Origin of the sequence: Paraburkholderia sp. SEWSISQ10-3 4 (genome assembly GCF_030464785.1) — a bacterium.
In the GTDB taxonomy this organism is placed as follows: Bacteria; Pseudomonadota; Gammaproteobacteria; order Burkholderiales; family Burkholderiaceae; genus Paraburkholderia; species Paraburkholderia aspalathi.
In genome coordinates, this window is record NZ_JALPRI010000001.1 from 1,263,998 (window position 1) to 1,277,391 (window position 13,394).

Annotated in this window: 14 protein-coding genes; 10 read left to right on the forward strand and 4 right to left on the reverse strand. The window is 62.7% G+C overall.

The window, feature by feature from the left end; translation table 11 throughout:
• Positions 1-237 precede the first annotated feature (237 nt).
• Positions 238-1,359 carry a hypothetical protein gene (locus M0D68_RS05665; protein WP_266223931.1) on the forward strand — a complete coding sequence of 374 codons (1,122 nt, stop codon included), beginning with the start codon at positions 238-240 and terminating at the stop codon, positions 1,357-1,359.
• Positions 1,360-1,409: 50 nt separating this feature from the next.
• On the opposite strand, the gene M0D68_RS05670 is transcribed toward M0D68_RS05665, so the two are convergent.
• The 4 genes from M0D68_RS05670 to M0D68_RS05685 form a co-directional block, all read right to left on the reverse strand.
• Positions 1,410-1,667, reverse strand: a complete 258-nt coding sequence (locus M0D68_RS05670) for a hypothetical protein (RefSeq protein WP_093635044.1) — start codon at positions 1,665-1,667, stop codon at positions 1,410-1,412.
• The gene (locus M0D68_RS05675) at positions 1,664-2,080 is read right to left on the reverse strand and encodes a VOC family protein (protein WP_266223932.1); all 417 of its coding nucleotides are present in this window, start codon (positions 2,078-2,080) and stop codon (positions 1,664-1,666) included. The genes M0D68_RS05670 and M0D68_RS05675 overlap by 4 nt, the downstream gene beginning before the upstream one ends.
• 20 nt (positions 2,081-2,100) lie before the next feature.
• Positions 2,101-2,535 carry a helix-turn-helix domain-containing protein gene (locus M0D68_RS05680; RefSeq protein WP_266223982.1) on the reverse strand — a complete coding sequence of 145 codons (435 nt, stop codon included), beginning with the start codon at positions 2,533-2,535 and terminating at the stop codon, positions 2,101-2,103.
• Between the two features lie 188 nt (positions 2,536-2,723).
• The gene (locus tag M0D68_RS05685; protein ID WP_200652468.1) at positions 2,724-3,608 is read right to left on the reverse strand and encodes a LysR substrate-binding domain-containing protein; all 885 of its coding nucleotides are present in this window, start codon (positions 3,606-3,608) and stop codon (positions 2,724-2,726) included.
• Positions 3,609-3,895: 287 nt separating this feature from the next.
• Here M0D68_RS05685 and M0D68_RS05690 point away from each other — a divergent pair, with 287 nt between their 5' ends.
• The 9 genes from M0D68_RS05690 to M0D68_RS05730 all read left to right on the forward strand — a co-directional run bounded on the left by M0D68_RS05690 (position 3,896) and on the right by M0D68_RS05730 (position 13,387).
• The gene (locus M0D68_RS05690; RefSeq protein ID WP_266223983.1) at positions 3,896-4,627 is read left to right on the forward strand and encodes an ABC transporter permease; all 732 of its coding nucleotides are present in this window, start codon (positions 3,896-3,898) and stop codon (positions 4,625-4,627) included.
• Positions 4,628-4,631: 4 nt separating this feature from the next.
• Positions 4,632-5,678, forward strand: coding sequence for an ABC transporter ATP-binding protein (locus tag M0D68_RS05695; RefSeq protein WP_266223933.1), 1,047 nt, complete (start codon positions 4,632-4,634; stop codon positions 5,676-5,678).
• A 30-nt stretch (positions 5,679-5,708) separates the two neighbouring features.
• Positions 5,709-6,809, forward strand: coding sequence for an extracellular solute-binding protein (locus tag M0D68_RS05700; protein ID WP_266223934.1), 1,101 nt, complete (start codon positions 5,709-5,711; stop codon positions 6,807-6,809).
• Between the two features lie 10 nt (positions 6,810-6,819).
• On the forward strand, positions 6,820-7,650 hold the full coding sequence (locus M0D68_RS05705) for an ABC transporter permease (protein WP_266223935.1): 831 nt from the start codon (positions 6,820-6,822) through the stop codon (positions 7,648-7,650).
• 58 nt (positions 7,651-7,708) lie between these two features.
• Positions 7,709-8,197, forward strand: a complete 489-nt coding sequence (locus tag M0D68_RS05710) for a lysine decarboxylase (protein ID WP_266223984.1) — start codon at positions 7,709-7,711, stop codon at positions 8,195-8,197.
• Between the two features lie 106 nt (positions 8,198-8,303).
• The gene (locus tag M0D68_RS05715) at positions 8,304-9,503 is read left to right on the forward strand and encodes a porin (RefSeq protein ID WP_266223985.1); all 1,200 of its coding nucleotides are present in this window, start codon (positions 8,304-8,306) and stop codon (positions 9,501-9,503) included.
• A 283-nt stretch (positions 9,504-9,786) separates the two neighbouring features.
• A complete protein-coding gene (locus M0D68_RS05720; protein WP_266223986.1) occupies positions 9,787-11,247 on the forward strand; it encodes a trypsin-like peptidase domain-containing protein in 1,461 nt (486 codons plus the stop codon).
• 169 nt (positions 11,248-11,416) lie between these two features.
• A complete protein-coding gene (locus tag M0D68_RS05725) occupies positions 11,417-12,874 on the forward strand; it encodes an NCS1 family nucleobase:cation symporter-1 (protein ID WP_211699728.1) in 1,458 nt (485 codons plus the stop codon).
• A 129-nt stretch (positions 12,875-13,003) separates the two neighbouring features.
• Entirely contained in the window at positions 13,004-13,387 is a 384-nt protein-coding gene (locus M0D68_RS05730; protein WP_054034881.1) for a hypothetical protein, read from the forward strand.
• The last annotated feature ends 7 nt before the right edge of the window (positions 13,388-13,394 follow it).

Sequence of the window (13,394 nt, forward strand, 5' to 3'; positions counted from 1 at the left end):
GGTATGGCATTCACTGAATGCAGACCATAAATAAGTTTTACTTTCCGATTTTCCACTGCGCCGCCATTGTGTGAGCCATACAGCCGCATCGATGGGGAATGTTGTTATCTGTTCAGATGGACTTTTCTTAAGATTCCTTAAGAAATGGTTCATCGATCGAAAGCGGTGGGAAAGTCAAATACTCAGGCCAATCCGTGGACCAGCGGTCAAGCCAATAAACGGAAAGGAGACGAATCGATGGAAAAGCGCCTGATGGCCTTGATATTGCTCGCTGCAGCCACATTGGCCGGGTGTGGAGGTGGAGATAACGTCAGCGGACCGACATCGCCAAAGCTACTGACGAATATCGCCGTGCCCAATGCTTCGAGCCCGCCATTCAGTTTCGACATCGGCTACGTCGAGGCCGGCAAGTACTTTCTGACCGACCGCAACAACAAAGCAGTCGATGTCGTAGACACCAAATCGAACACGTTGATCGCCCAGATCCCGGGTCCATTCATCGGTGCCGGCGCCACGACAAACGAGTCCGGTCCGGACGGAATTGTAGGTATCACCGGCACGAACACGATCTATGCCGGCGACGTCGATTCAGTCAAGGTGATCGATACGGCTGCGCAAAAGACGGTCAACACCATCACCATCAGTAATTCCGGACAGCGCGTCGACGAGGGTTGCTACGATCCTGACGATCATCTCGTGATGTACGCGAGTCCTGGAGACTCACCGCCGTTCGTCACGTTCATTTCCACGCTGACACAAACGGTGCTGGTAAAGCTTCCTTTCAACGGTTCGTCGGGGCTGGAAGCATGCACATATGATTCTGCCTCGAAGAGCTTTTTGATCAACAACGACGGGACCGCTGCCAATCCCGAGGGCGAACTTGATGTCATCACGGCCAGCTCCGCGGTGGCGGGAAGTCCTGCTGTCAGCAAGTCGTTTCCATTAGGGAAATGCGGACCGACGGGCATCGTGCTCGGTCCGAATAACGACGTGCTCATTGGATGCGATCCACCCGCCGGCGATCCGCTCATCACGCTGATCCTCGATCGCACGAGTGGCGCAATTCAGGCCGGCCTGCCGTTTGGCGGGGTGGACCAGGTCGGTTACGATCCGGCGTCCAACCGCTATTTCCTGCCGGCCCGGCACTACGTGACGAGCGGGATTGCCGCCGCCTCAGGGTTTAGTCCGCAGATGGGCGTAGTCGATGGTGCATCACGGCAGTTGCTCTTTAAGATTGCGGTGGGCACAGGCGCGCATTCTGTCGCCATCGACAGTTCGCTTGGGCAAGTGTATGTGCCGTTCCAGCCCGGCGCGGCAGGCTTCCCCAACGGCGGCATTTCAGTGTTCTCGACCCACTAGACTTATCACCAACGCCCAGGCAGGCTCAGCTCGCACGATAGGGCCGTTCTTCAGGCGAGCGGCGCCTCCTGGTCTCCAACAGAGCGCTGCGGGCTACGAAGGCTGCGGTCGCGGCTGAAGTACGGCAAAGCAAACAGGTAGAGCCCCGAGAGCAACAGAAGGGCCAGCGGCAGCAGCGGCGCGTAGGTGATCCAGGGCGGCGGGAGACCGCTTCCCCGGGCCATGGCGACAAAGTTGGCGATAACCGTCAGCGTGAAGGCGATGGATATCCACCGGTGAGACCGACGAATCCAGGCGCTGGTATTCATTTCGTGCTCCTCGGCGCCTGGATCATCTTCCAGCCATTGCCGGCAGGGTCGCGGAAACCGGCATCGACGCTGCCGAAGCGGTCTATCGGCTCCTGCGTGAATTCCACGCCGCGGGCTTTCAGCTGGGTGAAGCTGGCGCGACAGTCGTCCACTGAGAGAACCAGGGGCGGCATGGCTCCCTTGGCGACCATGGCGCGCAAGGTTTGCGCAGTAGCGTCGTCGTGGATGGGTGGCCCGGGTGTGAACAGGCCGAGCTGGAACGAGGGCTGATCCGGATGCTGGACCGTGAGCCAGCGGTAGGGACCGTTGCGCACGTCCGTGTGGACGCGGAATCCGAGCTTGTCGACGTAGAACGTGAGCGCTTCGTCCTGGTTATCGACGTACAAGCCCACGACATTTACACCTTGGTTCATGGCACCTCCCTGATTGATGGTCAGAATGTATCTTTGGCCACGCGGCGGCGCTTCTCCAAAACTGCGATGTTGAGGTCGGGGCGCTGCGCGGCCTTGAGGACGCAGGCGGGCACACGGTCGAGCAGAGGCATGTTGGCCCGAGCCTCGAGGCGCAGGGCGCTGGGGCTTTGACCGGTGATGTCGCGGAAGATGCGGCCGAAAGTGCCGAGGCTCTCCCAGCCGGTGGCGAAGGCAATTTCCGTGATGCCGAGCTCGGTGTCGCGCAGGAGGGTGGTGGCCTGCTCGATGCGCCGCGTCAGCAGGTAGCGGTGCGGTGGGAGGCCGAAGGCCCGCTTGAAGGAGCGCGCGAAATGGGCCTCGGAGACGCCGCTGACCTCGGCGAGGCGCTTGACGGGCCAGGCCTCGTGCGAGGCGGCGTCCATGCGGTCCTTGGCGCGTAGCAGGCGGCGCAGCAGGGCCGGGTCTTGCTACGCGTCGGCGCCGACCGGTGCGGCGGACGAGGCAAGCGGCTGGGCGTGATGGTCTTCGCGACGGGGCATGAGGTCCGAGGGGGCCGAAGGTATCCGGCTAGTTTAGGCTCAACACGGGTACCCGCAAAGCGGCGCACTGGCGCCCGCCGATGTGTGTCTCGGCGTATCGACTCTCAGACCTTGGACAACATCCATTCCCGGAACCGCTTCAACCCCGGTTGTGTTTCCATGCGCCCCGGGAAATAGCAGAGATAGTGTCCATGATCGACGTCGATCGGAGCCGTCAGCGGCTCGACAAGCGTGCCAGCGGCGAGATTGTCGCGCACGAGAAAGGCTGGGATGAGCGCTAGTCCCAGACCGGCCTGAGCTGCCTGGATCAGCACGGAGTATTGCTCGAAGCGCGGGCCCGCAAGCACATGCATGTCGCGCACATCGTAGAACTCGGCCCATTGACTCCATACCTGTTCAGCCTGGCTGTGCAGCAGCCGGGGCACGCGCGCGGCATCCTGCAACCGGCGCAACGCATACTTTTGCTGACATTCAGGCGCGCAGACCAACAGAAAAGTACGCCCGTCGATGTAATCGCATTGGACGCCCTCCCAGCTTCCATCGCCATAGCGGATAGCCGCGTCCAGATCCAACGGAAACGGATCGCCGTGCGCCAGGTGCCGGCTGAAGCTGATCGTGAGTCCCGGGGTGCTTGAAAGGAATTCCGGTAGCCGGGGAATCAGCCATTTGGTCGTGAACGTCGGCACGCTCGCGATCGTCAGCACGTCGCTCTGCCCGGCGGCGCTCATGAGTTCGAGCGACGCGTTGCCCAGGTCTCGCAACGGGGTGGCCACGCGCGCGAGGTAAAGGCCGCCCGCCCGGGTGAGCGCAAGATTGCGGCCGTCCCGAATGAAAAGCTGCACACCGAATGAATCTTCCAGGCTGGCGATCTGCCGGCTGACTGCGCTCGGCGTCAGTCCCAGTTCGCGCGCTGCTCTCGAGAAGTTCAGATGCTTGGCGGAGCTCGTGAAGGCGAGTAATTCGGTGAGGTTCGGGTAAAGGTGTTTCATCGTTCTGGCGTCGAAGTATTCCGGATGCGCACAGCGCAATGCGTGTTTTGTACGTTTTTTTCATGACGACGCCATGTCGCATCCGCACACTTGCAAGCAAATCGAAATCTTGCGCCCCGTCCTGTCAGGGCGCGCGGGTTTCCATCCGTTTCACGAGGAAAGCTTGCATGCAAACGCCTGTCGCACCGGTCATCCAGCCCCATGTTCCCGCTCGTCACAGCAGCGGGCGCTTTGCGTCGATCCAGCGCGTCGTCTTTCAGGCCGTAGTGGTGCTCTTCGCGATCTATATGCTGCTGCCGATCGCTCTGCTGCTGATCGGCGCGTTCGGTGAAACGTGGACCAACACAATGCTGCCGACCGGCGTCACCGGACACTGGTTCGCCGACCTTGCCGCCAACGCGAGTTTCCGCCGTGCTTTCGGCGTGAGCCTGATGGTCGCCCTGGCCTGCTGTTGCGCGACTGCCGTGATCGGTTTGCCGCTCGCGTATGCGCTGCACTACCACTCGCTCTCCGGGCGCGGCGTGACCGCGCGGCTGGTCGCGTTGCTGCCGGTCGGGGTGCCGGCGCTCACGCTGGGTTTCGGTTACATCGCCATCTTCAGCGGCGACACGCTGCCCTGGCTCGGATCGTTGTCGTTGCTGATTGCTGCCCATACGGTGCTGACTTTGCCGTACCTCACGCAAACACTGCTTAGCGACTTGCGCCACCTCGACATCGCGCGCCTCGAAGCCTGCGCTGCGACGCTCGGCGCCACGCCGCTGCGGCAGTTCTTCACGATCGTTTTGCCCAACCTCCGGCAGAGCCTGTTCTCGGGACTCGTCATGGTGGCCGCACTGTCGATCGGAGAATTTCAGGTGTCCAACCTGATCGCCGGTTTTCGCTACCGGAACTATCCGGTCGTGTTGCTGCAGGCGTTTTACGGCGCGACCGGCATGGCGTGTGCCGCCACCGTGGTGCTGCTTTGCCTCGCGGTGATCGCGACCCTGGTATCGATCAACACTGTCCAACGACTGAAGTAAAACGATGAGCCTCCATTTCGACAACGTGAGCTTTACTTATCCCGGCGCGCAACACGGTATCGAAGCCGTCACGCTGTCGGTCACGCCGGGAGAACTGGTCGCGGTGATGGGCCGCAGCGGTTCCGGCAAGTCGACGATCCTGCGCTTGACCGCGGGTCTCCTGGACGGCTATCGAGGACGGATCGCGATCGACGGGCGCGATGTGGCGGGCGTTCCGGTGTGGCGCCGCGAGGTCGGCATGGTGTTCCAGCAATACGCGCTTTTCCCGCATCTGAACGTGCTGGACAACGTGGCCTACGGGCTGCGGATGCGCGGCATCGATGCTGCGAAACGCCGGGCTCGCGCGCTCGACATGCTCGAACGGGTCGGTCTTGGCGAACACGCCGCGCGGCGTACGATCTTGCTGTCGGGCGGACAACAGCAGCGCGTCGCGCTGGCCCGTGCGCTGGCATTCGAACCGAAGGTGCTGCTGCTCGACGAACCGCTTGCCGCGCTCGACGCAGGCATCCGCCAGCAGCTACGCGACGAGATTCGCACGCTGCAGCGCGCATGCGGCGCCACAACCCTGCTGGTCACGCACGATCAGGACGAAGCGTTGAGCCTTGCGGACCGCGTGGCCGTGGTCGACGGCGGGCGTGTCTTGCAGGTGGATACGCCTGAACGTCTCTACGAGCAGCCAGTATCGACGCAGGTCGCACGCTTCGTCGGTCATTCGAGCGTGATGCCGGGGCGCGTGATTGCGAACGGCACGGTCGACGTTTCCTTTGCGCTGCTGTCCGCCAATACCCGTGCTTTCCGCCCTGGCGACCAGGTCGAGGTACTGCTTCGCCCCGAGCACGTGCAGCCCGATCCGCCGGCGAACGCGGTCAACCGGCTCGCCGGCCGCCGCGCCGAGGTGCGCTACTTCGGCGCGACGTGCCGCTACGACTTCGTTCCGGATTCCACGCAGAAGCCGCTTCTGTGCGAAGGGCGCCGTCTTGCCGAACACGCTATCGCGATCGACCCCGAGCACCTGCGCGTACTGCCCGCGCGGACCAGTCAATTTTGCTAATTCACCTTCCTTGTTTGACGGAGAACCAGAATGTTTGCAGGGCTTAGTCTTTTGTCGCGAGTCCGCCGCATCGCCACAGTTGTTTGTACGTTGTCGGTACTGACCGCCGCGGCCGGCGCACATGCCGCGCCGGCCGCGCCGCTTTACCCCGGAGAAGACGCGTTGTACGCGAAGGCCGCGGACGAGGGGCTCGTCGTGTCGTTCGACACCGGTCCCGAATGGGCCAACTGGAAGGCGCTGTTCGCCGAGTTCAGAAAGCGCTATCCGAAGGTCGAGATTACGTACAACGATATCGGCTCGGCGGCGACCGTGGTGGCGCTCGACAAGTCGCGGCGGCGTCCGCAGGCCGACACGGCGTACTACTTTGCCGCGTCCGCACTGGACGCCGTCAACAAGGACGTAGTGGCGCCGTTCAAGCCAATCAATTTCGACAAACTGCCGCCGGTGTTTCGCGAGCGCGACGGCCGCTGGTTCACGGTCCATTCATTGAACATTGCCCTGCTGGTCAACCGGAAACTGATCAAGGACGTCCCGCAAGGTTGGGCCGATCTGCTCAAGCCTGCGTACCGTAACTCGGTGGTCTATCTGGATCCGCGTTCGACCGGCCAGGGACAGGTCGCGGTCTTCGCCGCGGCTTATGCGTTCGGCGGTAGCGTCGACAATCCGAAGCCGGGTGCCGACTTTTTCGGCAAGTTGCGCGAAGCGGGCAACGTGATGCGTGTCGAAGGCACCACTCCCTACGCGAAGTTCGTCAAGGGCGAGATTCCGATCCTGATCGGCTACGAAAACGACGGTCTCAAAGCGAAGTACGCCGACGGTATGGGCGACGCCGTCGAAGTCGTGATCCCGAAGGAAGCCACGGTGTCCGCACCGTACGCCATGAGTCTCGTGAAGGACGGCCCGAATCAGAATGCGGCGCGTCTGTGGTTGAACCTCGTCATGAGCGACGTCGGCCAGGCACTGTTCGCGCAAGGGTATGTGCGTCCCGCTGTGGCTGACGTGCAACTCTCCGCGGACATCCGCGCGAAGATGCCCGACGTGCCGCAGATGCATCCGCTCGACGTGGTCAAAGCCGCGGCGAAGAAAGCGGAAGTCGACCAGTTGTGGGCGCAGGCCGCGCTCGCTAAATAAGGGGCGGCAGATGGGGACCTCCTCGATGAACGAAGGGCTGGCGCGGCGCTTCGGCGCGGTTCCGGCGGGCCTTCTTCTCGCCCTGTTCTTCGCGCTGCCGCTCGGCGCATTGCTGGTCTCGGCGGCTGAGGGGAACGGCGCGGCCTTCGTGCGCCTCGCCCATGATCCGCTGGTGGTCAGTGCGCTCGGTCACTCGCTGGCGCTGGCGTGCGCTGCCGGCACCGTGTCGCTGGCGGTGGGGCTGCCGCTTGCGATGGTGCTGGCCGGACAGCCGCCGCGGCGGCGCGGCTGGTTGCTCGCGTTGCTCGGCGTGCCGTTGGCGTTTTCCGGTCTGGTGATTGCATACGGCTTCATTCTCGCCTTCGGCCGCGCCGGCTTCGTGACGAGCATCGTCGCTCGACTCGGCGCCGACCCGGCCACGGTCGGAGCGCTGATCTATACGACCGCGGGACTGGTTGCGGCTTACGCGTACTACCTGATTCCACGCGTAGCGCTGATGCTTTATCCGGCGATCGCCAACCTGGACCGCCGTCCGATCGAAGCCGCGCTGACACTGGGCGCGTCGCCGTTGCGAGCGATCTTCGACGTGGCGTTGCGGGAACTGTGGCCATCGATCGCCGCGGCCTGGTGTCTCGTCACATCGATCGCACTCGGAACCTACGGTACTGCACTCGCGCTCGCCGGGACGCAGATCAACATCCTGCCGCTACTGATGTACCTGAAACTTTCAGACGGACAGACGGATTTCCCGCAGGCAGCCGCGCTTTCGCTGGTGTTGATGGCGGTTTGTACGTGCGTTCTGGCACTAGGAGAATGCCTTGCACGGCAACGACGACACTGAATGGTCCAACGCAGCGTATCTGGCGCTGCAGAGACTTGCGGTTCACCAGACGGGGCCGATGCGGCATGCGATGCCGGTTGGATTGATCGGTCCAAGGGAAGCCACACCGGAACAACTGCAGGCGGCGAGAAGCCTGAGCTACGCGTTAGCGGGAACCGGCATGACGATCCTCTGCGGTGGCAAAGGCGGGGTGATGGCAGCGGCCGCGTTCGGCGCGAAACGCGCGGGCGGCATCGTGGTCGGCCTGCTGCCCGAGGACGATGCGAACGAGGCCAATCCGTTTCTTACCGTGGCGCTGCCGACCGGACTGGGCATCACAAGAAATGCGTTGATTGCGCGCGCTTCGCTCTGTCTCATCGCGATTGGAGGCGGCCTGGGCACACTATCGGAGATGGCGCTTGGCCTGCAATGGAACAAGCCCGTCTTCACCCTGCTAGGCGCACCTTTGGTACGGGGGGCCGAGGTGTTCGACGATGTTGATACGCTCGTCGCCAGTGTGGCGAACTGGCTTGTAGCCGCGAGACAGACGCAAACAGCCAAAGAATGAAACGGAATACGGGCGCGAGTCACCGGCTCGCGTCCGAGGTTCCGATGTAACAGGCATCTCAATCAGTTTGATCACTTCTCTCTAATAAATAGGCATCCTTATCATGATGAAAAAAACCACCGTTACATTACTCGCGATGAGCAGCCTGTCGCTCACCGCACACGCGCAGAGCAGCGTGACCCTGTACGGGATTGTCGATGCGGGTCTTGGCTATACGAGCGGACAACGCGTCGTGCAGACCAAGGGAGCGGCAGGCAAGCCGGCCGTCTACAGCAATGGATCGAGTTATGGGTTTGCGAGCGGTACCTGGTCAGGCGATCGCTGGGGGCTGAAGGGCAACGAAGACCTGGGTGACGGCCTGTCGGCGGTCTTCCAGTTGGAGAACGGCTTTAACATCGGTACGGGGCAGCTCGGTCAGGGCGGCCGCGAGTTTGGTCGTCAGGCATGGATGGGATTGTCGAGCACCAGACTCGGCAAGCTCACGCTGGGTCGCCAGTACGATCCGATCGTCGACTTCGTCGGCACCATCAGCGCGGGCACCTTCCTGACGGGCATGGGCGCGCACCCCGGCGATCTGGATAACATCGACAATCAGGCGCGCGAGAGCAACTCGATCAAGTACACGAGCCCGGTATTTTCGGGGCTTCAGTTCGGCGCACTGTACGGTTTCGGCGGTCAGGCGGGCAGCGTCAAAAACCAGAACACGTGGAGCCTGGGCGGCCAATACACCCATGGCCCGTTCGCCATCGGCGCGGCCTACATGCAGGCAACCAACGCTTACGGGGCCAATGGCGGCGCCTGGACCAGCGCGTATGACGGCACATTCGCTTCGTCGATCAACGAAGGCTTTGCGTCGGCAAAGAGCCAGCAGATCATTGCAGCTGCAAGCACATACCAGATCGGCCAGGTGACGCTCGGCGTGTCGTACAGCAATACGCAATACCAGGCCGGCAGCTTCTCGTTGTTCTCCGGTAAAGAGACGTTCAATTCGGCGGGCGCGACGGTGTCCTGGCAGGCGACGCCGGCGCTGCGTATCGCCGCAGGTTACGACTACACGCAAGGCAGTTCTATCAAGGGTGAGTCGGCGCCGAAGTACAACCAGTTCAACCTCGCCTCGTATTACTTCCTGTCCAAGCGCACGGCACTTTACGGACTCGTCGGCTACCAGAAGGCGAGCGGCAAGACGCTCGACGCATTCGGCAATACGGTCAGTGCGACCGCTTCGGTTGGCGATGTGGGGAACGGAATTTCGTCGGCAAGCAACGTGCAAACACTCGTTCGAGTGGGTATCCGGCAGACGTTCTAAGTGTTCGGCGGCGCGCGTCGCCGCCTCGCCAATCGGCGTCACGTAAACCGGATGTCCGACACGCACTTCAAGCCGAGTCGCGGCGCTGCCGCGACTCGCTGCGCCGGCCGCAACCGGACCCCAGGATTAGCACTCCCTGTAATTTCCCTGGCCTCTCCGCTATAAATCATAGTAGGGGAGGGTCGCGTATTGTCGTACCGGCACGGTCGATACATTCGTGTATCGATCGGCCTGTGATCGCGCGCGCCTGTCCCTGGCATCACGACCGCCATGGAGGTGCATTGTGTTTGCCCCGACTCTCGCGCGCACGTTGCTCCACGCTGCTTTGATAGCGGCGTTTCTCTCCGGTTATCTATGTCTGCCTCCGACGGCGAATGCCGCGGCCGTCGCTCCGCCGCCTGTGAAGGAGAAGCGGGTTCCACCGGCCAGCGCTTCAGCGTCGGTTGACTTCCCTACGATCGTGGAGCGATACGGACCAGCCGTCGTGAATATCAGCGCGACGGCCTCTGAGCAAGCATCGTCGGGACCCGCTCCCGCAGTGATCGATGCTGACGATCCCCTTCTTGCCTTCGTCAAGCATGTGACGCCGAAATCGCAGGCGTCTCAGGACGGTTCGGCGCGCGCCATCACGGGTATGGGCTCAGGTTTTATTGTCACCCCTGACGGCCTCATTCTGACCACCGCTCACGTGGTGGATCAAGCCGACGAAGTGACGGTCCGACTCACCGATCGACGCGAGTTCAAGGCGAAGGTGCTGGCGGTCGACGCCCAGAGCGACGTCGCATTGATTCAGATCGATGCCACGAAGCTGCCGACCGTCAAACTTGGCGACTCGTCGCGGGTGCGCGTCGGCGAATCGGTCCTGGCGATCGGCTCGCCCGACAGCTTCGCGAATACCGTTGCCGCCGGCATTGTCAGCGCCACGTCCCGCACGCTCCAGGATGGAAGCAGTTTTCCCTTCTTTCAAACCGATATCGTGGCCAACCCGGACAATTCGGGCGGCCCGCTGTTCAACCGTGCCGGCGAGGTGGTCGGCATCGACGTGCAGATTTACGCGGACTCGGACAGGTCCCCCAGCCTGGCGCTTGCCATTCCGATCAACATGGCGGCCAAGGTGCGATCGCAGGTGCAAGCCGCGCAAGCGACCTCTCCTGGCGGTCTTGGCGTAGAGGTGCAGGACGTCGGCCCTGGACTCGCCGTGGCCTTCGGCCTGCCGCGACCGGCAGGTGCGCTGGTCAATTCCGTCGCGCCCGGCACAACGGCCGCCGCGAGCGGCCTCAAGCCAGGCGACGTGATCGTCCGGATCGGCGACAAGCCGATTGATCGCTCGACCGACCTCGGCGAGAATGCGGCCGCTTTGCCGCCCGGGACGAAAACCACACTCAAGCTGATCCGCAATCGAAGGCCGATGACGCTCACTGTCATGGTCGGCGTGTCTGCGGAAAGCCCCAAAGCTCGACCCGCCGAAGGCGGTTCAGGGGACCGCCTGGGCTTGAGCATGCATCCGCTGAATGAGGACGAGCGGCGCGCGAACGATCTGGCGGTGGGTCTGATGGTGGACGGCGTTGACGGGGCGGCGGCAAGCGCCGGCATCCAGCCCGGCGATATCGTCCTGTCGCTCAATGACACGCTGGTCGAAACGCAGGCGGACGTGAGCGCGCTGGAAGCAAAGGCTGGGAAACAGGTCGCCGTGCTGATCCAGCGCGGTCGCGCGCGCAGTTTTGTTTCGGTCGCGGTTAGATGACCAGCAGGCTTGCGCCAGCGCGCATTCCAACCAGGGTTAACCCATTCGAAACGAGGCGGCAAAGCACATACAGTTCTGACATACCAGCAGGCTTCAGACGCGGGTAGATCTCCGCCGGGGCGTGTCCGGCGGTGTTTCCTTGGTTCCACGAGATCAAAGGAGATGACAGATGGAAATCCGCGATCCTTCCCCCGGCCTCTACAACGAAGATCTCGCGCCCGCCAGACAGCGCAACTGGGGTGCGTTCAGCATCTTCAACGTCTGGACCTCGGACGTGCACAGCCTCTGGGGCTACTACCTCGCCGCCAGCCTGTTCCTGCTGTGCGGCAGCTTTATCAACTTCGTGCTGGCGATCGGACTCGGCTCGCTGGTGATCTTCGCGCTCATGAACCTGATCGGCTACGCCGGCGAGAAAACCGGCGTGCCGTATCCGGTGCTGGCTCGCGCCTCCTTTGGCGTCTGGGGCGCCAACCTGGCGGCCATGGTGCGCGCCGTGGTGGCCTGCTTCTGGTACGGCGCGCAGACGGCGGCCGCGTCGGGCGCGATGGTCGCGTTGCTGATCCGCAGCGACAGCCTGATGGCGTTCCACAAGGGCACGCAGGTACTCGGCCACTCAGGGCTGGAGGTGATCTGCTACGTGGTCATCTGGGCGCTGCAGTTGCTCATCATCCAGAAGGGCATGGAAACGGTGCGCAAGTTCCAGGACTGGGCCGGCCCGGCGGTGTGGGTCGCGATGCTGATCCTGGCGATCGGTCTGTGCGTGAAGGCCGGCGGTTTCTCGTTCACCCATGGCATTCCGATGGACGTGCTGCTCCAGAAGACCGGCGACGCCGGCGTCAGCGGCGAGCCAGGCTCGTTCTGGGCGCTAACGGCAGTCGGCGCGACCTGGATCACCTACTTCGCGGCCCTGTACCTGAATTTCTGCGACTTCTCGCGCTACGCGAAAAATCGCGACGCAGTGAAAAAAGGAAATCTGTGGGGCCTGCCGGTCAACCTGATCGCGTTCTCGCTGGTCGCCGGCGTGACCACCATCGCCGCCTTCAAGGTGTATGGCGAAGTGCTGCTTCACCCCGAACAGATTTCGGCCAAGTTCGACAGTTGGGTGCTGGCGCTCATCGCGGCACTGACCTTCGCGGTCGCTACGCTGGGTATTAACGTGGTGGCCAATTTCGTCTCGGCGGCGTTCGACATCTCTAACACGTTCCCCAAGCGGATCAGCTTCAAGAAGGGCGGCTACATCGCCGCGGCCATCGCGCTGGTGCTCTATCCGTTCGCGCCGTGGGAAGGCAACGCCGCGCATTTCGTCAATGCCATCGGCGCCACGATGGGCCCGCTGCTGGGGATCATTCTGGTGGACTACTACCTGGTGGCCAAAGGCAATATCAATGTTGCAGCGCTCTACCAGGAGCACGGCGAGTATCGCTACGAAGGTGGCTGGAACGTCAACGCGCTGGTCTCCGCCGCGGTCGGCAGCGTGTTTTCAACTTTCCTGCCTAACTTCACCAATCTGCTGCCCGTCTGGTGGAATACCTATGGGTGGTTCTTCGGCGTGGTGATCGGCGGCGGCATGTATCTGATCATGGCTACGCTGCGGCCGCGAGCGGCGATCGCGCCGACCGGTGCCTGAAGGTTTTCCTGACGCGCCGGTAGGGGCGACTCCCGGCCTCCGGCGCGCGGAACAGGCACGGCAACAATGCTTATGGTTGGCCGTCGCCGGGCATGCTAGGATTTCTCGCAAACAACTCCGGAGACTGCTATGCCGTTCATCTGCGAAAACGTTGAATGTCGCGCCGTGCTGGCCCGCGGGCAGGTTAGATCCATTCACGAGGACGCGGGGTGGTGCTTCTACTGCCCAGACTGCAAAGCGAGGAACGCGTTAAAGGATATCGGTGAGCCGGGCGGTCACGTTGAGTTGGTTCAACCGGAGAGATCCGGTCTCCCGCACAAGGTGATTGCGACGGCTCGACCGCTGGAGGACGGCAAGTACGCGGCGCAATTGCGCGTGCAAAGAGCGCTCGGTATGAAAGGGACTTACGCGGTCGAAGAACACTGGGAACAGCTCGGTGTATTCCCCGACCCGAACCAGGCTGTCGCGCATGCGAAGTCTATTGCGGCAGACCTGTTGGACCGAAAGGCCTAGTCCCGAG